The sequence below is a fragment of the Rhodococcus sp. (in: high G+C Gram-positive bacteria) genome (genome assembly GCF_049299235.1).
In the GTDB taxonomy this organism is placed as follows: domain Bacteria; phylum Actinomycetota; class Actinomycetes; order Mycobacteriales; family Mycobacteriaceae; genus Rhodococcus.
In genome coordinates this window covers 1-23,374 of the sequence record NZ_JBAQXC010000063.1, presented here as the reverse complement: position 1 = coordinate 23,374, position 23,374 = coordinate 1, and the positions used below count along the sequence as shown (strand labels likewise).

General features: G+C 65.9%; 21 protein-coding genes. 12 read left to right on the top strand and 9 right to left on the bottom strand.

The window, feature by feature from the left end; all coding sequences use genetic code 11:
• Positions 1-150: 150 nt before the first annotated feature.
• Entirely contained in the window at positions 151-852 is a 702-nt protein-coding gene (locus tag WAX14_RS03435; RefSeq protein ID WP_422626691.1) for an acetoacetate decarboxylase family protein, read from the top strand.
• Positions 853-921: 69 nt separating this feature from the next.
• Entirely contained in the window at positions 922-1,494 is a 573-nt protein-coding gene (locus WAX14_RS03430) for a peroxidase-related enzyme (protein ID WP_422626690.1), read from the top strand.
• Positions 1,495-1,535: 41 nt separating this feature from the next.
• On the opposite strand, the gene hsaB is transcribed toward WAX14_RS03430, so the two are convergent.
• Genes hsaB through hsaA form a run of 4 tightly spaced genes read right to left on the bottom strand, consistent with a single transcriptional unit; the run spans position 1,536 to position 5,079 of the window.
• Entirely contained in the window at positions 1,536-2,120 is a 585-nt protein-coding gene (gene hsaB, locus WAX14_RS03425) for a 3-hydroxy-9,10-secoandrosta-1,3,5(10)-triene-9,17-dione monooxygenase reductase subunit (RefSeq protein WP_422626689.1), read from the bottom strand.
• Positions 2,120-3,019, bottom strand: a complete 900-nt coding sequence (gene hsaC / locus WAX14_RS03420) for an iron-dependent extradiol dioxygenase HsaC (protein WP_422626688.1) — start codon at positions 3,017-3,019, stop codon at positions 2,120-2,122. Before hsaC ends, hsaB begins: the two co-directional genes overlap by 1 nt.
• Positions 3,019-3,894 (bottom strand): 4,5:9,10-diseco-3-hydroxy-5,9,17-trioxoandrosta-1(10),2-diene-4-oate hydrolase, encoded by an 876-nt coding sequence (gene hsaD, locus WAX14_RS03415; RefSeq protein WP_422626687.1) that lies wholly within the window; start codon positions 3,892-3,894, stop codon positions 3,019-3,021. The genes hsaC and hsaD overlap by 1 nt, the downstream gene beginning before the upstream one ends.
• A gap of 9 nt (positions 3,895-3,903) precedes the next feature.
• Positions 3,904-5,079 carry a 3-hydroxy-9,10-secoandrosta-1,3,5(10)-triene-9,17-dione monooxygenase oxygenase subunit gene (hsaA, locus tag WAX14_RS03410; protein ID WP_422626686.1) on the bottom strand — a complete coding sequence of 392 codons (1,176 nt, stop codon included), beginning with the start codon at positions 5,077-5,079 and terminating at the stop codon, positions 3,904-3,906.
• 189 nt (positions 5,080-5,268) lie between these two features.
• Here hsaA and WAX14_RS03405 point away from each other — a divergent pair, with 189 nt between their 5' ends.
• The 8 genes from WAX14_RS03405 (at position 5,269) to WAX14_RS03370 (ending at position 13,638) form a co-directional block, all read left to right on the top strand.
• Positions 5,269-6,414 carry a Rieske 2Fe-2S domain-containing protein gene (locus tag WAX14_RS03405; RefSeq protein ID WP_422626685.1) on the top strand — a complete coding sequence of 382 codons (1,146 nt, stop codon included), beginning with the start codon at positions 5,269-5,271 and terminating at the stop codon, positions 6,412-6,414.
• 2 nt (positions 6,415-6,416) lie between these two features.
• Positions 6,417-6,755: a hypothetical protein gene (locus WAX14_RS03400; protein ID WP_422626684.1), complete on the top strand. Its 339-nt coding sequence runs from the start codon at positions 6,417-6,419 to the stop codon at positions 6,753-6,755.
• A gap of 157 nt (positions 6,756-6,912) precedes the next feature.
• On the top strand, positions 6,913-8,625 hold the full coding sequence (gene kstD, locus WAX14_RS03395; RefSeq protein WP_422626683.1) for a 3-oxosteroid 1-dehydrogenase: 1,713 nt from the start codon (positions 6,913-6,915) through the stop codon (positions 8,623-8,625).
• Positions 8,626-8,702: 77 nt separating this feature from the next.
• The gene (locus tag WAX14_RS03390; RefSeq protein WP_422626682.1) at positions 8,703-9,563 is read left to right on the top strand and encodes a MaoC/PaaZ C-terminal domain-containing protein; all 861 of its coding nucleotides are present in this window, start codon (positions 8,703-8,705) and stop codon (positions 9,561-9,563) included.
• A 44-nt stretch (positions 9,564-9,607) separates the two neighbouring features.
• Entirely contained in the window at positions 9,608-11,353 is a 1,746-nt protein-coding gene (locus WAX14_RS03385; protein ID WP_422626681.1) for a cholesterol oxidase substrate-binding domain-containing protein, read from the top strand.
• A 114-nt stretch (positions 11,354-11,467) separates the two neighbouring features.
• Positions 11,468-11,875, top strand: coding sequence for a DUF7144 family membrane protein (locus WAX14_RS03380; protein WP_422626680.1), 408 nt, complete (start codon positions 11,468-11,470; stop codon positions 11,873-11,875).
• Between the two features lie 85 nt (positions 11,876-11,960).
• A complete protein-coding gene (locus WAX14_RS03375; protein WP_422626679.1) occupies positions 11,961-13,040 on the top strand; it encodes an alpha/beta hydrolase in 1,080 nt (359 codons plus the stop codon).
• Between the two features lie 223 nt (positions 13,041-13,263).
• The gene (locus WAX14_RS03370) at positions 13,264-13,638 is read left to right on the top strand and encodes a VOC family protein (protein ID WP_422626678.1); all 375 of its coding nucleotides are present in this window, start codon (positions 13,264-13,266) and stop codon (positions 13,636-13,638) included.
• Here the strand turns inward: WAX14_RS03370 and WAX14_RS03365 are convergent.
• Positions 13,619-16,237 (bottom strand): AMP-binding protein, encoded by a 2,619-nt coding sequence (locus WAX14_RS03365; RefSeq protein ID WP_422626677.1) that lies wholly within the window; start codon positions 16,235-16,237, stop codon positions 13,619-13,621. The two genes, WAX14_RS03370 and WAX14_RS03365, sit on opposite strands and share 20 nt — an antisense overlap.
• Before the next feature lie 220 nt (positions 16,238-16,457).
• On the opposite strand from WAX14_RS03365, the gene WAX14_RS03360 reads away from it, so the two are divergent.
• Positions 16,458-16,859, top strand: coding sequence for a TIGR02611 family protein (locus WAX14_RS03360; protein ID WP_422626693.1), 402 nt, complete (start codon positions 16,458-16,460; stop codon positions 16,857-16,859).
• Positions 16,860-16,898: 39 nt separating this feature from the next.
• Here WAX14_RS03360 and WAX14_RS03355 read toward each other — a convergent pair whose 3' ends face one another.
• Complete coding sequence (locus WAX14_RS03355; protein WP_422626692.1) at positions 16,899-17,693, bottom strand: ABC transporter permease; 795 nt, start codon at positions 17,691-17,693, stop codon at positions 16,899-16,901.
• A gap of 5 nt (positions 17,694-17,698) precedes the next feature.
• Positions 17,699-18,673, bottom strand: a complete 975-nt coding sequence (locus WAX14_RS03350; protein ID WP_422626676.1) for an ATP-binding cassette domain-containing protein — start codon at positions 18,671-18,673, stop codon at positions 17,699-17,701.
• A gap of 265 nt (positions 18,674-18,938) precedes the next feature.
• Between WAX14_RS03350 and WAX14_RS03345 the strand changes: the two genes are divergently transcribed.
• Positions 18,939-20,591 carry an MFS transporter gene (locus WAX14_RS03345; protein WP_422626675.1) on the top strand — a complete coding sequence of 551 codons (1,653 nt, stop codon included), beginning with the start codon at positions 18,939-18,941 and terminating at the stop codon, positions 20,589-20,591.
• Here WAX14_RS03345 and WAX14_RS03340 read toward each other — a convergent pair.
• Positions 20,555-21,937, bottom strand: a complete 1,383-nt coding sequence (locus WAX14_RS03340) for a diacylglycerol/lipid kinase family protein (protein ID WP_422626674.1) — start codon at positions 21,935-21,937, stop codon at positions 20,555-20,557. The genes WAX14_RS03345 and WAX14_RS03340 overlap by 37 nt on opposite strands.
• 6 nt (positions 21,938-21,943) lie before the next feature.
• Positions 21,944-23,374 (bottom strand): hypothetical protein (locus WAX14_RS03335; RefSeq protein ID WP_422626673.1); only part of this gene is annotated, 1,431 nt, incomplete at its 5' end.

Here is a 23,374-nt window from a genome sequence, read left to right as displayed (position 1 = left end):
ACCTTCCGCACGTACGTCACGCCTGGACCCTACCTGCTTAGTGCCCCGAACCGGCTTCCGGAACACGTGAACTCGCAGGTCACGGCATCGAGAATTGATCTACTGGTCAGTAATGTCCTAAGTCAGGTCGTACTCGGCAAGGAGGTTGCGATGCCCGTGCGGGTTCGGGCCGCGACCGCGTTCATGGCCATGTATTCGGTGCCGACCGCACCCGCACAGGCAATGATCGCGGACAGCGGTCTCGAGATTCTGCGCTACCGACCCGGGCGCGGTATCTGCACCCTCGTGTTCGTCGACTACATCGACGGAGACCTGGGTCCTTACAACGAATTCGGCGTGTGTTTCCTTGTCCGCGACCACACTCGGCGGGGCGGGACAGTGCTGCAGGACCTGCGCGAGCTCACCTCGGGCGGGGCGGGCGCACTGATCCACCGGTTGCCCGTCGACGGAGATTTCACGCTCGCCGCGGGCCGCGGCATCTGGGGATTCCCGAAGTCCCTCGCCGACTTCGGTACCGACCACCACAGTGCCACCAAACGCGCGTCTGTCTCCGAGGAGGGGCAGCTCATCGCGGAACTGAGTGTCGCTCCCGGGTTTTCGCTTCCCGGGTCGGGTACGACCGCATCCGTCGCGGCCTATTCGTTCCTGGACGCGGTGACCCGTCGCACGAGCTGGGACATGAATCCGGCGGGGTTCCGCAGTCGCATCGGAGGCGCCACGCTACGGCTGGGAACGCATCCGATCGCCGAGGAACTGAAGGCGCTGGGACTGCCGAAACGTGCACTGGTGTCGTCGACGATCGGAAACCTGGCGATGACCTTCTCGGATGCCGTCGAGATCGCGGGCCCGTAGCACTCCCCTGCCGAGCGCACCCGCCTCACACACTGGACAGTTCGGTTAATAGCGATTAACTTTCAGGATGTGAGCGAACGCTATCCACTTCCCGACCTCGCGGACCTGCCCGAGGACATCGTCGAACGCATCCTCGAGGTGCAGGACAAGTCGGGCTTCGTCCCGAACGTATTCCTGGCCTTCGCGCGCCGACCCGCCGAGTGGCGGGCCTTCTTCGCGTACCACGACGCGATCATGCTGCGCGAGGAATCAGGTCTGACGAAGGGTGATCGCGAGATGATCGTGACCACCATCTCGGCGGCGAACAAGTGCCTGTACTGCGTCGTCGCACACGGCGCGATCCTTCGCATCTACGAGAAGAAGCCGACGGTCGCCGATCAGGTCGCGGTGAACTACCGCCTCGCCGATATCACGCCCCGTCAGCGCGCGATGCTCGACTTCGCCGGCAAGGTCAACGCCGCCTCGCACGAGGTCGCCGACGACGACTTCACCGCACTGCATGCCCACGGGTTCACCGACGAGGATGCGTGGGACATCACCGCAATCACCGCGTTCTTCGGGTTGAGCAACCGCATGGCGAGCGTGACGGGAATGACGCCCAACCCCGAGTTCTACCTGATGGGGCGCGTGCCCCGGAAGTAAACTCGGTGACGGTGCGGCACCCGCACCGTCACCGAGTGAATCTAGAGCCAGGTGTCCTCGGAGGCCGTCGTGAGGAACGCCTCGAGATCGTCGCGCCACGGCGCCGGCACCGTCTTCTCCGGTTCGATGCCGGTGTACTGACCCCGGTAGAACAGCAGCGGACGTTCGTTGTCGTCGCGGATTTCGCTCAGGGAATCGACACGACCGAACACCACCCAGTGGTCGCCGCCGTCGTGCACCGAGTCGACGGTGCAGTCGATGTGAGCGAGCGAACCGGTGAGGATCGGTGACCCCAGCGGTGACGGCGTCCAGTCGATGCCGGCGAACTTGTCGGGTTCGCGGGAACCGAAGCGGGCACACGTATCCTGCTGCTCCTCGGCGAGGACGTTGACACAGAACCGGCCGGAGCGTTCGATCGACGCCCACGACCGGGACGCCTTGGTGGGGCAGAACAGCACGAGGGGCGGTTCGAGCGACAATGCCGCGAACGACTGGCACGCAAAACCGACCGGGTGCCCGTCCTCGACGGTGGTGATGATCGTGACACCGGTGCAGAACTGCCCGAGGACGTTCCGGAACCGGCGAGGGTCGATGCCCGCGCCGGAACCCGATTCGCTGCCGGTCATTACTTGAATCCCACCGTGAAGTCGTGACCCCACAAGCTCACCGCGGTGCTCTCTCGGGCGATCCACGTCTCGTCCTCCACTTCGAGTCCCTCGCAGCCGTATTCGATGTCGAAGCCACCAGGAGTCTTCATGTAGAAGGACAGCATCAGGTCGTTGACGTGCCTGCCGAGGCTGGCGGACATCTTGACCTTCTTGCGCATCGCACGGTCGAGGCACAGGCCGACATCGTCGGAGTTCTCCACCTCCACCATCAGGTGCACGATCCCACTGGGGTTCGGCAACGGCGCGAACGCGAGACTGTGGTGACGCGGGTTGCAGCCGAGGAAGCGCAACCACGCCGGATCACCGTCGGCGGGCCGTCCGACAACCTGTGGAGGAAGCCGCATCGAGTCGCGCAGCTTGAATCCGAGTACATCCCGGTAGAATTCGAGGTCTGCCTCGTCGTCCTTCGTGGCGAGAACGACATGGCCGAGTCCCTGTTCGCCGGTGACGAACTTGTGGCCGTAGGGGCTCACGATGCGCCGGTGTTGCAGGGCGATGGTGTGGAAGATCTCCAGCCGCGATCCGGAGGCGTCGCGGGTCTTGATGAACTCGACGACATTGCGCTCGGCGGCTTCGGCCTTGCTGCCCTCTTCGAACTCCCAGTCCGCCTTCGCGAGTCGTTCGCGAATCTCCTGCAGTCCTTCGGCGTTCGCGCATTCCCACCCGGACGAGAACAACCCGTCGCGCTCGCCGGGAACGATGACGAGGCGAGCCGGATAGTCGTCCATCCGCAGGTACAGCGACTCCGGATCGGCGCCCTTGCCTTCGACCATGCCGAGAACCTTGAGCCCGTACTCGCGCCAGGCCGCCATGTCGGTGGTTTCGATGCGCAGATAGGCCAGTGCGCGGATGCTCATCAGTTGCCGCCCTCGGTCAGGAAGTCGGTTGCGAGACGGTTGAACTCGTCGAACTTCTCGAGTTGCGCCCAGTGCCCGCATCCGCCGAACACATGCAGTTGCGCGCGCGGAATCATCTTCAGGGCAACGAGCGCCCCGTCGAGCGGGTTGACCCGATCCTCACGGCCCCAGATCAGCAGGACGCGCTGACGCAGCTTGTAGGCCTCGCGCCAGAGCATGCCCTTCTCGAACTCGCCGCTGGAGAAGGACTTGCCCATTGCCTTCGCCGCCGCCAGCGACTCCGGTGTGCTCGCCGCAGCGAAACGCTCGTCGATCAATTCCGGGGTGACCAGCGACTGGTCGAACACCATGATGCGCAGGAACGCCTCGAGGTTCTCGCGGGTCGGCTGGTAGCTGAACTTGCCGAGGTTCCGCACGCCTTCGGTCGGGTCCGGGGCGAACAGGTTGACGCTCAGTCCGCCCGGCCCCATGAGCACGAGGCGTCCGGCCCGGTCGGGATAGTCCAGCGCGAACCGCACTGCGGCGCCGCCACCGAGCGAATTACCCAGCAGGTGAACACGTTCGGTGATACCGAGCGTGTTCAGCAGGTCCGCAAGCGCCGACGAGCTGTGCACGAAGTACTGCGGGTGGTCGGTGGGCTTGTCGGATTGCCCGTAGCCGGGCTGATCCACGGCGAGGACATGGAACTGCTCCGCGAGCACCGGAATGTTCTTGGAGAAGTTCGACCACGAGGACGCGCCCGGACCGCCGCCGTGCAGCAGCACGATCGTCGGTCCGTTGCCGACGCCGGCCTCGTGGTAGTGCAGCTTCAGGTCCGGACGGACCTGCGCGAAGCGCGAGGTGGACTCGTAGGTGAGCTCTTCTGTCGCCGTCATCGACCGCCCCTAGACCATCGTGTCCGTGAGCGGCAGACCGAATTCGGCGCCACCGAACATGACGTAGGCGCGCTCGGCGTCGTTCGCGGCGTGCACGCGCCCGGCGTGGGCGTCACGCCAGAAGCGCTGGATCGGAGTGCCGTTGGCGAGGGCGGTCGCACCGGAGTTCTCGAAGAGCCGGTCGATCGACGCGATCGCACGTCCGGTGGCACGCACCTGGTCGCGACGGGCACGCAGACGCAGCTCGATCGGAATGTCCTTGCCCGCCAAGAGGAATGCGTATTCGTCGGCGATGTTGCCGGAGAGTTGACGCCACGCGGCGTCGATGTCGCTGGCGGCCTCGGCAACGCGAACCTTGGCGAACGGATCGTCCTTGGCCTTCTCACCCGCGTAGGCGGCGCGCACGCGCTTGCCCTGATGCTCGACGTGGGCGTCATAGGCGCCGTATGCCATGCCGACGATGGGCGTGGAGATGGTCGTCGGATGGATGCTGCCCCAGGGCATCTTGTAGACGGGCGCGGTGTTGACCTCGAGACCCGGCGATGCCAGGTCGTTCATGGCCTTGAAGCTGAGGAAGCGATGCCGGGGCACGAACACGTCCTTGACGACGACCGTGTTCGATCCCGTGCCGCGCAGGCCCACGACGTTCCACACGTCGTCGATCTCGTAGTCCGAGCGCGGGATGAGGAAGCTACCGAAGTCGACCGGGCGGCCGTCCTTGATGACCGGTCCGCCGACGACGACCCAGGTCGCGTGATCGGAACCGGACGACCAGGCCCAGGCACCGTTGACCTTGTAGCCGCCGTCGACGACCTCGCCCGCACCCATCGGCGCGTACGACGAGGAGATCCGCACGTCCGGGTCCTCGCCCCACACATCTTCCTGCGCCTGCTGGGAGAACAGCGCGAGGTGCCAGTTGTGGATGCCGATGATGCCGGCGACCCATCCGGTCGAGCCGCACGCGGTGGCGATGTTGCGGACCGCCGTGTAGAAGGTCACCGGATCACACTCGTATCCGCCCCACTGGGACGGCTGAACCAGCTTGAAGAAGCCGGCCTCTTGAAGCGCCTTGATCGAGTCGTCGGGGATGCGGCGGAGGTCTTCGGTCTCCTGCGCGCGTTCCCGAAAGGAAGGGAGCAACGCTTCGATGCGCTGCAGTACCTCGTGGCTGTCGTGGTCGCCCACTGGACGCTCCCGTCTGCTCCGGAATTGATCGCTTGTTTCGAGACTAGAACACGTTCCTGTTTCTGTCGAGAGCAGCGTTCTTTCGCAGGTCGGCGTGCTTTCATCGGGACGAAAGCCCCCGATCACTTCCGGAACGGGCAGAACTTCTATAACGTGTTCTAGTAGCAATCCGAAGGGAAGTGAGGGGACATGGCACCGATTCGCGAGATCGACATCGGAGAAGCCCGGACGCGGTACGCCCGAGGCTGGCACTGCCTCGGCCTGAGCAAGACGTTCAGGGACGGCAAGCCCCATTCCGTCCAGGCGTTCGGCACCAAACTTGTCGTCTGGGCCGACACCAACGGCGACATCAAGATCCTGGACGCCTATTGCCGGCACATGGGCGGCGACCTGTCTCAGGGCGAGGTCAAGGGCGACAACATCGCGTGCCCGTTCCACGACTGGCGCTGGAACGGCACCGGAAAGTGCGCCGACATTCCCTACGCCCGCCGCGTACCGCCACTCGCGCGGACCCGCGCCTGGGTCACCACCGAGAAGCACGGCCAACTCTTCGTCTGGAACGACCCCGAGGGCAACCCGCCCCCGCCCGAGGTCACGCTCCCGGACATCGAGCAGTACGGCACCGACGAGTGGACCGACTGGACGTGGAACGAGATCCTCATCGAGGGATCCAACTGCCGAGAGATCGTCGACAACGTCGTCGACATGGCGCACTTCTTCTACATCCACTACGCGTTCCCGACGTTCTTCAAGAACGTCTTCGAAGGCCACGTGGCGGAGCAGTTCCTCAACACGCGGGGTCGCCCGGACAAGGGCATGTCCACCCAGTACGGCCTGGAATCGACCCTCGAGTCGTACGCGGCCTACTACGGGCCCGCCTACATGATCAACCCGATGACCAACAGCTACGGCGGCTACAAGGTCGAGTCGGTGCTGATCAACTGCCACTACCCGATCACGCAGGACTCGTTCATGCTGCAGTACGGCATCATCGTCAAGCGGCCGGAGGGCATGAGCAACGAGCAGTCGGACAAGATGGCGGCCAAGTTCACCGAAGGTATCGGCGAGGGCTTCCTGCAGGACGTCGAGATCTGGAAGAACAAGACCAAGATCGAGAATCCGCTGCTGTGCGAGGAGGACGGTCCGGTCTACCAGATGCGCCGCTGGTACGACCAGTTCTACGTCGACGCCGCCGACGTCACCGACAAGATGACCCAGCGCTTCGAGTTCGAGGTCGATACCGCTAAGGCCAACGAGGCCTGGGAGGCCGAGGTGGCCGAGAACATGGCCCGCAAGGCCGCCGAGGCCGAGAAGAAGCAGGACGCGGAGGTCTGACGATGAGCGCCTCGACCCGACCCAGCACGTGGGCCAAGTCTCCGAGTTTCGCGGATCAGCCGGACCGAGTCGAGGCGATCGCCACCCAGACCGCCATCGACAAGATCAACTATCTGGATTCGGGCCTCAGCGAGGTCGCGTGCCACAGTTGCGGAACATGTGTTCTGGTGCGGAAGAACAGCTTTCGTCAGACCAGCGTGCAATGGCAGAGCGACCCGAACGTGACGTGCCCGGTATTTCGTGACACCGACCGATCCGACACGCCCCGCGAGGGCTGCCCCAACCTGCGGGCCAGCATCGCGCAGGCGGTGGTCGACGGTTCCCTGCCCGTCCCCCGGTAATCCGCGCGGCGACTACGACGCGGTGATGGGAATCTTCGTCCGGTCGGACCGGGCGGAGGTTCCCATCACCCGCTTCTGAGCACGAATGCCCCCACCGGCCAGACAATCTGGCCGGAAAGGATGGACTCGACAGACCCAATTCTATAACGTGTTCTACATGAGCATGCAGGAGTACGACATCGTCGTCGTCGGCAGTGGTGCCGGCGGCATGACTGCCGCGATCACCGCCGCCAACAAGGGCGCGAGTGTCGTCGTGATCGAGAAGGCCGCCCGCTACGGCGGCTCGAGCGCCCGCTCCGGCGGTGGCGTCTGGATCCCCAACAACGACGCGCTGAAATCCGCCGGAGTCGAGGACACCCCCGAAGCCGCCCGCACCTACCTGCACAGCATCATCGGCGACGTGGTGCCCGCCGAAAAGATCGACACCTACATCGACCGCGGCCCCGAAATGCTCTCGTTCGTCCAGAAGCACAGCGCCCTCGAACTCCAGTGGGTTCCAGGATATTCCGACTACTACCCAGAGGCGCCGGGCGGACGCGCCGGTGGCCGTTCGGTGGAACCCAGCCCGTTCGAGGGCCGCCGACTCGGCGAGGATCTCGCGACCCTCGAACCCGACTACGCGCGGGCGCCGAAGAACTTCGTCATCACCCAGGCCGACTACAAGTGGCTCAACCTCCTCATGCGCAATCCGCGCGGACCGCTGCGCGCCATGAAGGTCGGCGCCCGCTTCCTGTGGGCGAATCTCACCAAGAAGCATCTGCTCGTCCGCGGTCAGGCGCTCATGGCCGGCCTGCGGATCGGCCTGCGGGACGCGAATGTTCCGCTGCTGCTGAACACCGCGCTGACCGATCTGATCGTCGAGGACGGCGTCGTTCGCGGCGTCAAGGTCGTCGCGAACGGGGAAGAGCAGACCATCCGCGCACGCAAGGGCGTCATCCTCGCCAGCGGCGGCTTCGAACACAACGACGAGATGCGCAAGCAGTACCAGCGGGCCCCGATCGGCACGGAATGGACCGTCGGCGCCAAGGCCAACACCGGCGACGGCATCCTCGCCGGCCAGGCCGTCGGCGGCGCGGTGGACTTCATGGACGACGCCTGGTGGGGGCCGTCCTTCCCGCTGACCGGTGGCCCCTGGTTCGCGCTGTCCGAGCGCAGCCTGCCCGGTTGCATCATGGTCAACGCCTCCGGCAAGCGCTTCGGGAACGAATCGGCCCCCTACGTCGAGGCAACCCACTCGATGTACGGCGGAACCCACGGTCGCGGCGACGGTCCCGGCGAGAACATCCCGGCATGGCTGATCCTCGATCAGCGCTACCGCAACCGCTACACGTTCGCCGGAATCACCCCGCGCACCCCCTTCCCCGGCCGATGGCTCAAGGCCGGCGTGCTCGTCAAGGCAGGTTCGGTCGCCGAACTCGCCGAGCAGATCGGCGTGCCCGCCGAGGCCCTCACCGAGACCGTCGAACGATTCAACGGTTTCGCGCGCAGCGGCAAGGACGAGGACTTCGGTCGCGGTGAATCCCAGTACGACCACTACTACGGCGATCCGCTGAACAAGCCGAACCCGAGCCTCGGGGTCATCGGCAAGGCCCCGTTCTACGCGTTCCGGGTCGTTCCCGGCGATCTCGGCACCAAGGGCGGGCTTGCCACCGATGTCGACGCCCGGGTGCTCCGCGAAGACGGCACCGTCATCGCGGGCCTCTACGCGGCGGGCAATGTCAGCTCCCCGGTGATGGGCCACACCTACGCCGGTCCCGGCGCGACGATCGGACCCGCGATGACGTTCGCATACCTCGCGGTACTCGACATTCTGCGCGGCGATGCCCAGTCATCGGGAGAGCCCGTCACGGAAGCCGCGGAACAGCACTAGTCTGCGCTCGCCGAGGCCGGAAGGGCCCCGCCAACCATGCGGCTCCCCACCGGAGCCGCAGCCAGAAAGGATCCCGCGTGCCTATCGATCCCTCCATCGCCATCGGTGCCGAACTTCCCTCCCAGGAATTCGCCTGGACCAGCAGCGAGGTGCAGCTCTACCACCTCGGGCTCGGCGCCGGTGCACGACCAACCGACCCGTCGGAGCTGCGTTACCTGCGTGACGGGCAGTCCCAGGTGCTCCCGACGTTCGCGACGGTCGCCGCGACCTTCCATGCCGCCGAGCCGCCGAAGGTCTCCTTCCCCGGTGTCGAAATCGATCTCGCGAAGGTTGTGCACGGCAGCCAGGAGGTCGTCGTACACGGGCCGATCCCGTCGGACGGCAAGGGCCGCACCACCACTCGCATCGCCGAGGTGTGGGACAAGGGCAAGGCCGCGGTGATCGTGCAGGAGTCGACCACCGTCGATCCCGACGGCAACCCACTGTGGACCGCACGGTCGTCGATCTTCGCTCGCGGTGAAGGTGGCTTCGGTGGCGAACGCGGGCCGTCGGAGTCCGTCGAATTCCCCGACCGGGAACCCGATGTCGAGGTGGACGTTCCGACGCTCCCGCAGCAGGCGCTGCTGTACCGTCTGTGCGGCGACCGCAACCCGCTGCATTCGGATCCGGAGTTCGCGAAGGGCGCCGGCTTCCCCGCTCCGATCCTGCACGGCCTGTGCACCTACGGAATCGTCTGCAAGGCCGCGACCGACACGGCCCTCGACGGTGACGCTGCCCGCGTCAAGGGTTTTCGCGCCCGGTTCGCGGGCGTGGTCTTCCCCGGCGAGACGCTGCGCGTCCGGATCTGGCGCGACGGCGACCGTCTGCTGATCACCGCCGCCGTTGTCGAACGTGATCTTGCCCCCGCGCTCGCCGACGTGGTACTCACCTTCGCATAGTTTCCGTTCCGATCGCCTCTTCCCCTCGAGAAAGCAGATCCTGCATGACGATTCGTGACCAGTCGCCGCGCCTGTCCCGGCGCGGCTTCCTCGCCGCGGGGGCCGGCGCGCTCGCCGCCACCGCGCTGGGTGGATGGACCCCGGTTCATGCTGTTCCGTTCGGATCGTCGGGCACGACACTGCCCGCACCCCCGCAGTTCCCCGACGGCATCGCACTGTTCCAGCAGGCCTATCAGAACTGGTCCAAGGAAATCATGCTCGACGCGGTGTGGACCTGCACCCCGACGAGTGCCGATGACGTGGTGCGGCTGGTGAATTGGGCGCACGGAAACGGCTACACGATCCGGCCGCGCGGTGCCATGCACGGCTGGACGCCGCTGACCGTCGCCAACGGGGAGTCGGTGGACCGGGTGATCCTCGCGGACACGATGGCTCATCTGAACGGTGTGAGCGTGCAACCGGGCGGCGATCCCGCCACGGTGACGGCAGGCGCCGGCGCCACACTCGACGCGATCGTCAGCGCGCTGCAGGAACACGGTCTCGGGTGGGCGAATCTTCCCGCGCCGGGCGTGCTGTCGATCGCCGGCGCACTCGCCGTCAACGCACACGGTGCGGCGCTCCCCGCCGACGGCGAAGAACCGATTCCCGGCAACACATTCGGTTCCCTGAGCAATCTCGTTACCGAGATGACAGCGGTGGTGTGGACCGGCAACGAATACGGACTGCGCACGTACCAACGCTCCGACTCGGACATCACCGCGCTGCTCACCAATCTCGGCCGCACATTCGTCACGTCGGTCACGATGCAGGCCGGCGCGAATACCCGCATGCGGTGCCGCAGCTACACCGATATCGACTGGCGAGAGTTGTTCGCTCCGGCCGGTGCCGACGGCCGCACGTTCGAATCGTTCGTGCGTACCGACGGTCGTGCCGAAGCGATCTGGTATCCGTTCACGGAGAAGCCGTGGATGAAGTCCTGGTCGATCGCGCCGGAGAAGCCCGCCGAATCCCGCGAGGTCACCGGCCCCTACAACTACCCGTTCTCCGACAATCTTCCCGAGCCACTCACCGACCTGATCGGGCAGATCACCGCCGGAAACACCTCCATCGCAACGTCGTTCGGACAGGTCTACTACGGTACGACCGTCGCCGGACTCGCGGCGACGAACTCGAGTGACATCTGGGGCTGGTCGAAGGACCTGCAGTTCTACATCAAGGCCACCACGCTGCGGCTGACCGAGGGCGGCGGTGCGGTGCTCACCAGCCGCGCGAACATCGCGAACGTGATCCACGACTTCGCGAACTGGTTCCACGAGCGGATCGAGCACTACCGGTCGCTGGGTCAGTATCCGCTCAACGGCCCGGTCGAAATCCGATGCTGCGGACTGGATCAGCCCGACGACGTGCGGGTGCCGTCGGCGGGCCCGCCCACGATCGCGTCGACGCGGCCCCGGCCCGACCATCCCGAATGGGACACCGCGATCTGGCTGAACGTGCTCGGAGTTCCGGGCACTCCCGGCATGTTCGCGTTCTACCGCGAGATGGAACAGTGGATGCGGCAACGCTACGCGGGCGGCGATTCGACCTTCCGCCCCGAATGGTCGAAGGGCTGGGCGTTCGGCCCCGACCTTCCGTACACGGACGAATCGGCCATCACCGGGACACTTCCGGATACCTACCGGCAGGGTGTTCCGTCGAACGAGAACTGGGATTCCGCACGGAAGGTGTTCAACCGGCTCGATCCGCACCGGGTGTACAGCAACAGTTTCATGGACCGTCTGCTGCCCTGAGCGCAGGGCGGTGTACTCCAGATCGGATGAACTTCACGGAAACCCCGTCGTAGCGACGAGTTCGGCGCGCACAATATCGGTCCGGGAGGATTTTCCGACTGGAAGGTGACCGTCGTGTCCGATAGCAGGGGAAGCACCACACAGAAAGTTGCCGCGGGTACATCGATCGCGGGAGCCGTCATCCTCATCACCGTCGGCATTCTGCAGTTGCTGCAGGGCATCGCCGCGGTGGCGGAGAACGAGTTGTTCGTGGTGGGTGTGGAGTACACGTTCAAGTTCGACCTCACGACATGGGGCTGGATCCACATCGTGTTCGGCGTGGTGATCATCGTCGTCGGTCTCGCGCTGTTGACGGGTGCGACGTGGGCCAGGATCGGCGCGATCATCCTGGCCGCACTGTCGATCCTGGTGAACTTCGCGTGGTTACCGTACTACCCGTGGTGGTCGGTGCTGATCATCGCGCTCGATATCGTGGTCATCTGGGCGGTGTCCACGTGGCAGCCGGATCGCATCACCTACTGAACACGAATACCCGATCGCGGCAGGCACCCAGCCTGCCGCGATCGGTTCTCTCCGGCGTGTTCCGCCACTGCTAGGGTCCTTACCCATGCGAATCATGAAGCGGTGGCTGGCCTGTGCGTTCGTTCCTGTCGCTGCGTTGCTGGGTGCTGCGGCAGTCCCCCCGACTGCGACCGCCGCTCCGGACACCGGTTCGCTGATCGCCCCGGTCGGAGTCGACACCGAGGTCACGTTCGAATCGGACGGTCTCACCTTCTTCGGCAGCCTGCGGACACCGGAGCATCCCGTCACCGGTACCGCGGCGCTGCTACTGCCCGGCAGCGGCCCGACCGATCGCAACGGAAACCAGCCGGGCATCGCCGCCGACACCTTGTCCCGAATCGCGAACATCCTGGCCGATCACGGTATCCCCAGTCTGCGCTTCGACAAGTTCGGCAGCGGCGCGACCGGTCTCGGCGGTCTCGCACCGGAAGCCGTCGCCGACTACGGCTTCCTCGATCAGGTCGACCATGCCGCCGCGGCCGCCGCCGTGCTGCGTGACCACACCGGGGTCCGCGCGGACGGGCTGCTGGTGCTCGGCCACAGCGAAGGCGCGCTCACCGCACTGGCATTGGCGGACCGGGGCGTCACGCCGGCAGGTACCGGGCTGCTCCAGCCGCTGCCGATGCGATACCTGGACCTGCTGCACGCCCAGATCTCGGCGCAGTTGGACGGCGCCACCGCGAACGGGCAGATGCCACCGGACGAGGCCGCCACCGTGCGAGCCGATCTCGAGCGCACCGTCGAGTCGCTGCGAGCCACCGGTACTGTTCCCTCCGAGGTGCACCCCATGCTCGCACAACTCGGGCTCAACGCCGCGAATGCGAAGTTCCTGTCCGAAGCGGATGCACTGAACCCGATCGTTCTCGCGGCTGAACTTCCCGCGTCGACCTCGGTGCTGCTGACCTGCTCGGACAAGGACCTCAACGTTTCCTGCGACCAGATCGGGCCTCTGCACGACGCACTCGCGCACACGTCCGTGGACTTCCGCCACTTCGGCACCTCCAGCCACCTGCTGAAGGAACTCGGACCGGTGCCGCCGAGCAGCCTCGACATCGTTGCGCCGCTGCCGATGTCGACCGAGTTCTCGGCCGCGTTGAACGAGTGGGCTGTCCGGCACGGACGTTGATCCGCCGCGCGAGAAGGTGCCATCCCGATCCGACACGAGTAGAGTCCGTCGGTTGAACACCGGGACGGCATTGCGCCACACACGGATCGGCGATCCGGTGGAGAGCTGAGCTCAGTCCGGGCGGCGAAACGCCGTCGACGTTCGATCCGGGGACCACCGGAGATTCGTGTACATCCGCACGAACTTCCTCCCCCGAGAACCGAACGACAGTTAGGACAACTCCGTGCCCGCCACCTTCAACCACACGATCATCGCGTCCCGAGACCGCGAAGAGTCTGCATGTTTCTTCCGGGAACTGCTCGAAGTCCCCGCTGCACCGTCCTGGGGTGTGTTCACCAATATCGCGCTCGCCGACGGTGTGCTGCTCCAGTTCGCCGAGCCACCGGTGGACATCCAGATGCAGCACTACGCGTTCCTGGTCGACGACGACCTGTTCGACCGCGCGTACCGCCGCCTGCTCGACGCAGGCATCGAACACTGGGCCGATCCGCACATGCAGTGCCCCGGAGAAACCAACACCGGGCACGGCGGCCGCGGCGTCTACTTCAAGGACCCGTCCGGTCACGCGATCGAACTGCTCACCCGCCCGTACCTGTGAGCGGCACGGTCCCGGCCGGGTGCCCTGCGGGTGCCCGGCCGGGACCGACCAGGGCCCCGGACCGGCGACTGCGCCACCTCCCCCACAGCCATCCCGCACCGAACCACAGTTGCTGATAGGCGATTCCGACCACGAGTGATGCCGCGAACGCGAACCACGGGTCGATGTCCCGCAGGTGGGGGTAGACGGTGAAATGCGTCAGGTAGATGAACAGCGACGCGCTCGCGAGTATCTCCACCGGTCGGACGAGCAACGCCGGCCACCACAGCTTCGGCACCCAGACGAGCAACAGCAACCCTGCCACGACCAGTGCGGTTCGTTCCGGCTCGTCGTGGAAGAATCCCGGCACCGTCGCGAGCGCCACCGCGCTCACCGCCGATCGCTGCCACACCGCGGCCGCACGTGCCGCCGCCCAGCCGAGGGGAAACAGCCAGAACACCACATAGGACGCCAGGATCTGGCTGGTCGGGGTCTGCGGTCCGATCACCTGATAGCGGGTGATCAGCCCCAGCGCGACGAGCACCATCGGAAACAGGAACGGGAAGCGGCGTTCTCGTTCGTCCATCCACGGGATCGTGAGGAGCGCGGCGACCATCAGCACGATGTACACCAGTGCCTCGACGAACCAGTATCGCCACTCTCGGGTCCACGCGTCGGGCCCGAACACGCCGTTGAGGAGAAGGACGCTGCTCAGTGGGTGTGCACCGGTGAGCGCGACGACCCCGCCGATCCACACCATGCTCGGCAGGGCGATGCGTGCGACGGACGAGAGCGTGCGGCGGAATCGGGCACTACGCGAACCGGTGAGATGGAACCGAGCGAAGTTGTATCCGGCGGCCGCCAACAGTACGTGCGCCCCGCCGACGACCGAGAACAGATGCAGGTGCGAACCGACGATGAGGACGATGGCCAACGCCCGGATCACCACGTTCGTCTCGACGGTCCGCAGCCCGCGCCGGGGACTGCGGGCGGCGTCGGCCAGCTCGCGCAGCGAAGTGGTGTGCCAGTTGCTCGGCAGATCACCCAAGAGCTTCTCGAGGCGCACAGACATCCGCACGTACGTCAACGAGTCGCCGCCGACCCCGACGAAGGTGCTGTCGTCGGTGACATCGTCGGTCCCGAGGAGTTCTGCGTAGAGGGCGCGTAGCCGGGACAGGTCGACCGGTCCGGCCTCGACGGGCAGAGTGTCGTCACGGTCGTCGGCCGTACCGTGCGCAGGTACGGAGTCGGCGAGCGCGGCGACGGCACGGAAATCGGGTTTGCCGTTTTCGGTGCGCGGCAACTCCGCGACCGACACCACCCGTACCGCCGACACCGGCAACCCGCTCGCCCGCGCGGCGAGCCCCCGGACGTGCTGCGGATCTGCGCCCTCGACAGCGACGATCAGGTCGCGTTCGCCCCCGGCAGAGCACGCGGTCAGTCCGTGTTCACCGAGCACGGCGTCGACACGGTGCAGATCGATGCGAAGGCCGAACAGCTTCGCGAAGCGGGAACGGCGGCCGACGATGCGATACAGTCCCGCGTCGGTGCGGACCGCCAGGTCACCGGTGCGCAGTTCGTCGACCTCTCTGCCCAGCGCCAGATCTCCCGGCGCAGTGGCGTAGCCGAGCATGACGTTCGGTCCGGTGTAGACGAGCTCACCGGCACCGTCGTCGCACTCCGGTACCGGCTCGATGCGGAACGAGCCGCCCGGAACGGGGATGCCGATGGTGTCCGGGTACTGCGCGGCCAGTTCCGGCGGCAGGTACGCCATGCGAGCGGTGGCCTCGGTCTGCCCGTACATGACGACGAAGTCGAATCCGCGGCGACGCCCGAGTTCGGCGTATTCGTGGACCCGTTCGGGACCGAGTCGTCCGCCCGCCTGGGTGACGTACCGGAGCGACGGCACATCCCGGTCGGCGAATCCGACACGATCGAGCAGGTCGAACGTGTACGGGACGCCGGCGAGGGCGCTGACGCGGTGGCCTCGAACCAGGTCCCAGAACTCCGGTTCCGTGACAGATCGGTCCGTGAGGACCACCGCCGCACCGCGCACCAGGTGACTGTGCAGCACCGACAGTCCGTAGCAGTAGTGCATCGGCAGGGTCGTGATCGCGCGGTCGGTGTCCCTGATGTCGAGATAGGCGGCGATCGACTCGGCGTTGGCCTGCACATTGTCGTGGGACAGCCGTACCAGTTTGGGTGATCCGGTGGAGCCCGAGGTGCTCAGCAGCAGCGCCAGGTCCGGATGCAGGTCGTGCGTCGACTCAGGGGCGTATTCGTCGATGCGACCGTCATCGACGACGACGTCGGGGCGATAGGACTCGATCATCGCGGCGAGGGTGCCGGCGTTGCCGCCAGGCACGAGGAGCACCGGATGCCCCGCAGACAGTGCCGCCAGGTAGGCGACGATCGGGTCCAGCGCGTTGGCACCGGCGATCAGGACGAGCCTGCGGGTCGCGCCGAGGCGAGCTGCGACGGATGCGACCTGGTCGGCAAGTTCGCGGTAGCTGATGTCGACACCGTCGACGATCAGGGCGGTCCGGTCACCGTGAGCGGCGAGGCTCGCGGCGAACGGCACCCGTGAGGTCTCGACAGTCTCGACGGGACGGGAAAGCATCGCGAAAGTCTATAAGGTTTGGCATGCCTGACATAGACGCAGACCCAGCGCCGCCGGCACGGTAGACGGACGCTCCGAGCAGGCGTCGGTACAGTGTCTTTCGATAGGCCTTTCTAGAACTGATCGGTTGTTCGAGAGCTGATCGCACCCGCGCGACACGACCGGCAAGGACGAACACGGAGTGATCGTGAAGAGTGAACAACCCGCGTCATCCGCCACACTGCCGGACATCAAGGACCGCCTGAAATTGTGGCGGGCCGGTATCGCACTGCGGCCGACCCAGAACCTCGTCTACCGCTTCGTGGTCGCTGTCGCCGGAACCGTGGTGCTCGCTGTCGGCATCGTCGCGATCCCCTACCCGGGTCCGGGCTGGCTGATCGTGTTTGCCGGCCTCGGCATCCTCGCGTCGGAATTCACCTGGGCACGCCGCATCCTGCATGCCGTCCGCATCCGGTACGACCGGTTCATGGCTTGGTTCTCCCGGCAGTCGTGGGTCGTGCGCGGTGTAGCCGCTCTCGGCACCGGTGTCGTCGTGCTCGGCACATTGTGGGTGCTGGGTGCGGTCGCTCTCGTCGGCGGCTGGGTCGGTGTGGACCATCCGTGGCTGACCAGCCCGCTGTGATTCGTTCCCGTCGATTCGAACTTCAGCCGACTCGGAAACTCAGCGACTCACCGCCTTCTGGTAGCGACGAATCGCCAAGGGCACGAACACGATCAACATCAACGCCGTCCACAGCAGTGAGGCCAGGATCGGATTCTGCAAGGGCCACACCTCCGGCGGCGGCATCATCGGATTCGTGTTGCCGAACAGCTCACGCACCGCCTGCGTCAAGGCCGACATCGGATTCCACTCGGCGATCGTGCGGAGCACCGGCGGCATCGACGACGGATCGACGAATGTGTTCGCTATGAACGACAACGGGAAGATCACCATGAAACTCGCGTTGTTGAACACTTCCGGCGTGCGGATCCACATGCCGATGACCGCCATCACCCACGACAGTGCGTAGGCGAACAGCAGCAGGAGCAGATATCCGGCGACGGCCTCCCCCAGCGACGTGTTGATGCGCCAGCCCACGACAAGTCCCGTCAACGACATCACGATCAGGCTCACCACATTGATGAGCACATCGGTGGTGGTCCGGCCGATCAACACCGCGGACGGTGCCATCGGGAGGGAGCGAAACCGGTCGATGATGCCCTTCTGCAAATCCTCGACCATGCCCAGGCCGGTCCACGTGGATCCGAAGATCACGGTCTGCGTGAAGATGCCGGCAATGAGGAATTCCTTGTAGGACATACCCGGAATATCGATGGCGCTACCGAACACATACGCGAACAGCAACACGAACATGATGGGCGAGAGAATCGTGAAGACGATCAGATCGGGCACACGTTTGATCTTGATGACGTTCCGTCTGGCGATGGTGAGCCCGTCGGACGCGACCATCTGCATGGTGTTCACTGCGAATACTCCTTCCGGTCGTCGGCTTCACGCCCGGTCAATGTGAGAAAAACGTCGTCGAGGGTCGGCTTGCGCAGCGCTGCGTCCACCACGCGGACGTCCGCGGCGGACAGCTTGCCCAACGCGACGACGAGTGCCTCGGCGCCACCGGCCGGGTTCGCCCCGACGGGAATCGTGAGGGTAGCCGCGCCGCCGTCGACCTGGATCTGCCCCGCCGCGATTGTTTCAAGTTCTCGCACCGCGATCTCGCGATGCTCCGGATCGGGTATTCCCAACTCGATACGCTCACTGCCCACGAGACTCTTGAGTTCGTCGGCGGTTCCCTCGGCGATCACCCGGCCGCGGTCGATCACGGCTATGTCGTCGGCGAGCCGCTCCGCTTCCTCCATGTACTGCGTGGTGAGCAGCAACGTCGTGCCGCGCGCCACCAACTGTTCGATGACCTCCCACAGCCCCAGCCTGGCACGTGGATCGAGGCCGGTGGTGGGTTCGTCGAGGAACAGCACCGGAGGTTCGGCGACGAGTGCACCAGCGAGGTCGAGACGTCGGCGCATACCGCCCGAATAACCTTTGACCGGGCGATCACCCGCCTCGACGAGATCGAATCGGTCGAGCAGTTCGCGGGCACGTTCCCGGCTGCGTTTGGCACCGAGATGATAGAGCCTGCCCACCATTTCGAGGTTCTCGAAGCCCGTCAGGTACTCGTCGACGGCTGCGTATTGCCCTGATGCGCCGATGTGCGACCGCAGTGCGCGGGCATCGGCGACGACGTCGTATCCGGCGACCTCCGCGCGACCGGAGTCCGGCACCAGCAACGTGGTCAGCACCCGCACCGTGGTGGTCTTGCCCGCACCATTCGGCCCGAGCAGTGCGGTCACTGTTCCTTCGGGTACCCGCAGGTTTACGCCGTCCAGTGCGTTGACGTTCCCGTAGGTCTTGATCAGTCCTTCTGCGACAATGGTGTCTGCCATCGGTCCTCTCCTGACCGTCTCGTCCAGCCCGGTTCGTCGTGCGGCGCCCAGTGTGCCCGACGCCACCGACACGTCGCGACCGGTTTTCGTCACGCCAACTCTCAGCTGTCCGCGAGCACGGACATCTCGGGTAGGAACGGCTCTGCGCGAAACCGGGCGAACCGTGCCTTCGACCTGCTGTACTCGGGAGCACTTGCACAGCACAGTTCCGCTGAATGAACACTGTTCGCACAGGGGCCGGTGGCCCGGATCGGAAGCGATCGAGATGAGTGTCGGGAAGCCAGCAAGCACGAATGCCGATTCCGGATCGACCCTGGTCCTGGCTGTACTCGCGTCGGGTCAGTTCCTCATGACACTCGACAGTTCGGTGATGAACGTGTCGATGGCCACGGTGGCGCAGGACGTCGGCACGTCGATCACCGGCATCCAGACCGCGATCACCCTGTACACCCTGGTCATGGCCTCACTGATGATCACCGGCGGCAAGGTCGGCTCCATCATGGGACGACGCAGGGCGTTCGGCCTCGGGTTGATCGTCTACGGCATCGGATCGTTCGTCACCGGACTCGCCCCCAACCTCGGGATTCTGCTGCTTGGCTGGTCGCTGCTCGAAGGCATCGGGGCGGCACTGATCATGCCTGCGATCGTTTCCCTTGTCGCATCGAACTTCCCTCCCGAACGTCGGGCTGCGGCGTACGGAATGGTCGCGGCCGCTGGGGCGATGGCGGTAGCGGTCGGACCGTTGCTCGGTGGTGCAGTAACAACGTTCGCGTCGTGGCGGTACGTCTTCTTCGGTGAGGTCGTCGTCGTGCTGCTGATCCTGTTGGTACTGCGGAAGGTTCAGGACGTACCTCCGCAGCCTGCCCGACTCGACCTGGTCAGCTCGCTGTTGTCCGTGGCCGGGCTGGCCATGGTCGTGTACGGAGTGCTGCGGTCGAGCGAATGGGGTTGGGTGCGTGGCAAATCCACCGCCCCGCAGGTGTTCGGCATGTCTCCCGTCATCTGGCTGGTAATCGGGGGAATGCTGGTGCTCTACCTGTTTCTTCGGCGTCAGCACTACCTGACCGAGCGGGGACGTGAAGCGCTCGTCGACCCGAACCTGCTGACGAACCGGCGACTCACCGGCGGTCTCGGCATGTTCTTCGCACAATTCGCGGTGCAGGCGGGGGTGTTCTTCTCCGTGCCGTTGTTCCTGTCGGTGGTGCTCGAGTTGAGCGCGATCCAGACCGGCGTCCGCATCCTGCCGTTGTCGATCGCGTTGGTACTCGCGGCGGCCGGGATACCCAAGTTGTGGCCGCACGCGAACCCTCAGCGCGTTGTCCGCTTCGGGCTCGGTTCGATGATCGTGGGCATCCTGATACTCACCGCAGGCATGGATCCCGGTGCAGACGCGGCAGTGGTGTCGATCCCGATGTTGCTGATGGGACTGGGATTGGGTGCCCTTGCGTCCCAACTGGGCGCCGTCACCGTATCGGCGGTGCCGGACTCACGGAGCGCGGAAGTCGGCGGCCTACAGAACACCGCGACCAATCTCGGGGCATCGTTGGGTACGGCATTGATCGGATCGATTCTGATCGGCACCCTCACGTCGTCGGTCGTGGCCGGAATCGAGAACAATCCGGCGGTACCGGCATCGGTGCAACAGCAAGCGACCACAGACCTTGCGGGCGGCGTTCCGTTCCTGTCCGATACCCAGCTCGCAAGTGCCCTCGACGAGGCCGGGCTGGATGCCGACACTCGACAAGAAATCATCGCTGTCAACTCGGACGCTCGCCTCGAGGCTCTGCAGGTCGCGTTCGCCGTCACCGCATTGATCGCGGTGACGGCACTGTTCGGCACGGGCAGATTGCCGCGGCGGCCGGTGGGCAGCGAGGACGACGGTCAGCGGACCCCGGGAGACGTCGAACCCGACGACTGACGGCGGCGTGGCCGAGCCAGTTCCCGCAGTCGCACCCAGTCCAGGGCAGGGGCCGGAACCTTGACCCCAGGACGGTTGCGGGGCACACGCACTCGGAGCGCACCCGGAACGATGGTGCACCGAACTGGAGTCGGCATGCGCAGGGACTCACCATCGACACCGACCGGGATGTCGGGAGTATCGGCATCGACGACCACGTCGGCCGCGGTCCGCTGAACGAGACCCCGGCTCCGCGCCCGGTTGAGCAGACCGACCGCCTCACGCGCGCCGGTCACGGCGATCGCCACGACACCGAGCCTGCCCCGGTCCAGTCTGGTGCGCCTGCCCATGCCCGCCAGGTCGTCGGTGATGTACGGGCCGTTGCTGACCAGGATCGCTTGCGGGCCGTCGACGAGTTCACCGTCGATGCGGGCACGCAGTCGCGTTCCTCCCGACCCTGTGACACCACTGCCTGCGACACCACTGCCTGCGAGCAGATCCGGCAACATCTCCAGTACGGTGCCTGTCTTGTCGTCGCGATAGTGCGGGCTCTGCACGATATCGGCATACACACCGAAGGACGCATTGTTGACGAACGTCCGGCCGTTGATGTCTCCCAGATCGACGTGCAACTCGACCCCGTCACGCAGCGCGTCGAGGCAAGCAGCGGGATCGTCGCGGTCCAATCCGAGGTCGAGCGCGAAGTGGTTGCGGGTGCCCGCGCTGATCACCAGGAACGGAAGGTCGTGTGCGGCAGCGATCCCGGCAACGAGCGCCTGAGTGCCGTCGCCGCCGGCAACGCCGAGCAAATCCGCCCCACGTGCAACCGCCTCGAGCGCCAACGCCTCGACATCGACGGGTTCGGGTCCGTCGAGCAATACCACCGTCGCGCCGAGCGCCTCCGCCTTGCGCTGCAGATCGAACTGGATCACCTTGCCGCCACCCGAACGCGGATTCATCACCAGAAACGGCTGTGTCACCGGTTCGGCCGGAAATTCGGGCTGCCCCGTCTCGCCGTGGTGAATCCGAAGTGCCGCGTGAGCGCAGGCCAGCGCGAGCGCAACGAGAATCCCCGCGGTGACCACCACCCACAGGAGCTGCTCGTGAACGTACAACGCCAACAACATGATCGGCACGAGAACGACAAGGGCGAGCGCAGCGGCGCGGCGCGCTCCTCGCCGGGAGAGAAACCAATAGATCGCGGCGAGGGTGACCGCAGCCCCGACGATCCCGGCGACGACGACCAGTGCGGTGCCGCGAACGCCCGCCGCGACGATCGGCAGGACGATCGCCGCGAGCACACAGATTCCGGCGGCCCGCGCCCACCAGCGCGCCCTACCCGGCACCTCGTCGACAACGGCGGACACGGTCGGCTACCCGGTCGGTGTTCCGGCGTCGGCGTCGAGGTCGGTGTCGAGGTCGTCGGCGTTCGGCGGCGGCGCCGCGTCGCCACCGGACTGCGCGTGCCATGTCCGTACCGGACGTACGAACATCTCGAGGACCAGCAGCGCCAGGAGCACACCGATCACGATCCACACGACCACCATGCCGGTGGGGTACCGCCAGAACATGAGCATCACCGCACCGATCGCAACGATCGCTACGCGCAACGGAACCCGTGCGCGCGCCACCCACAGTTCCACCTCGTTCGGCGGACGGGTACGCCGTGCGCGCTGCACGGTGTCGAGCCCCCGCCCGAATCCGCGGCGCACCGCCGAGGCCGAGGCCGAACCTCCGGTCAGGTAGGCGACCACCGCGATCACCAGCCCGAGAACTGCCACGCCGCGAAGCGCCGCCCGCAACGGCACCAGCACGGTGTCGATGAGTGCGGATGCCGCATCGGGAGACAGCACATCCGGGGGAATCTGATCGAGATATAGTGCGCGGCCGACAATCAGCGCGATCGCCAAGATCAGCATTCCCACCGCAAGAGCGACCCCGACGAACGCGAGTGCACGCAGGCGCCGGCCTGCCGGTGCGACGACCACGGCGGCCACCGCCGCGGCGATGGTCACCCACGGGAGAATTCCGGATGCCTTGTCCAACGCGGACACGGCTCGTTGGGCCCGTACGAGATCAGGCGACTGGAACAACACGAATTGCTTGTCGATCGCCGGAATCTTCTCGGCGAATGTGAAACCGCGATCGATCAGGCGTGCCTTCACGTTGTCGATGACGGTACCCAGCGAAATGCTGACCGTGCCGGAATCGTCCACGGACACCGAGGACGGTCCGGCCTCGCCGGTCATCACCGCGACCAGGCCGGTGTGCGCAGCGCGGTTCGCCTGAATCCACAGGTCGTCGAACTGGTCGCTGCGGACCAGCGACAACACTGTTTCGTTGACGAAACTGCGGGCCTGGCCCGCGATCACCGGGGCCAGTCCTTCGATCGCGTTGTCCAGTCGAGGGGCGTTCTCGGTCGCGGGCACCACGTCGGTCAGGGCCGACAGCGCGTTCGCGGTGAGTTGCTCGACGTCGAGTCGGGTGAAGATCTCGTCGGTGACGGTTGCGGCGATCTGGTCCTGGATTGCCGGGTCGGATGCCAGTGGGGTCACCGTGGTGACGTATCGGTCCGTGTCGAGGATCTCGCCGCGGACGAAACGCGCCGAGACTGTCGCGATCGACAGCAGCGCAACGAGAACAACCAGAATCACCACTGCCGTCCACCGCAACGCGTGCCGAGGTTTCCGCTCGGCCGGCGCGGGTTCGGGTGGAACCTCGGCTACCCGCGTCCGTAAGGTCGCAACCTCGGCACGCAATCGCTCCAGTTCGGCCCGCTCGCGCGACGCGCGCGGGCCGTCCGG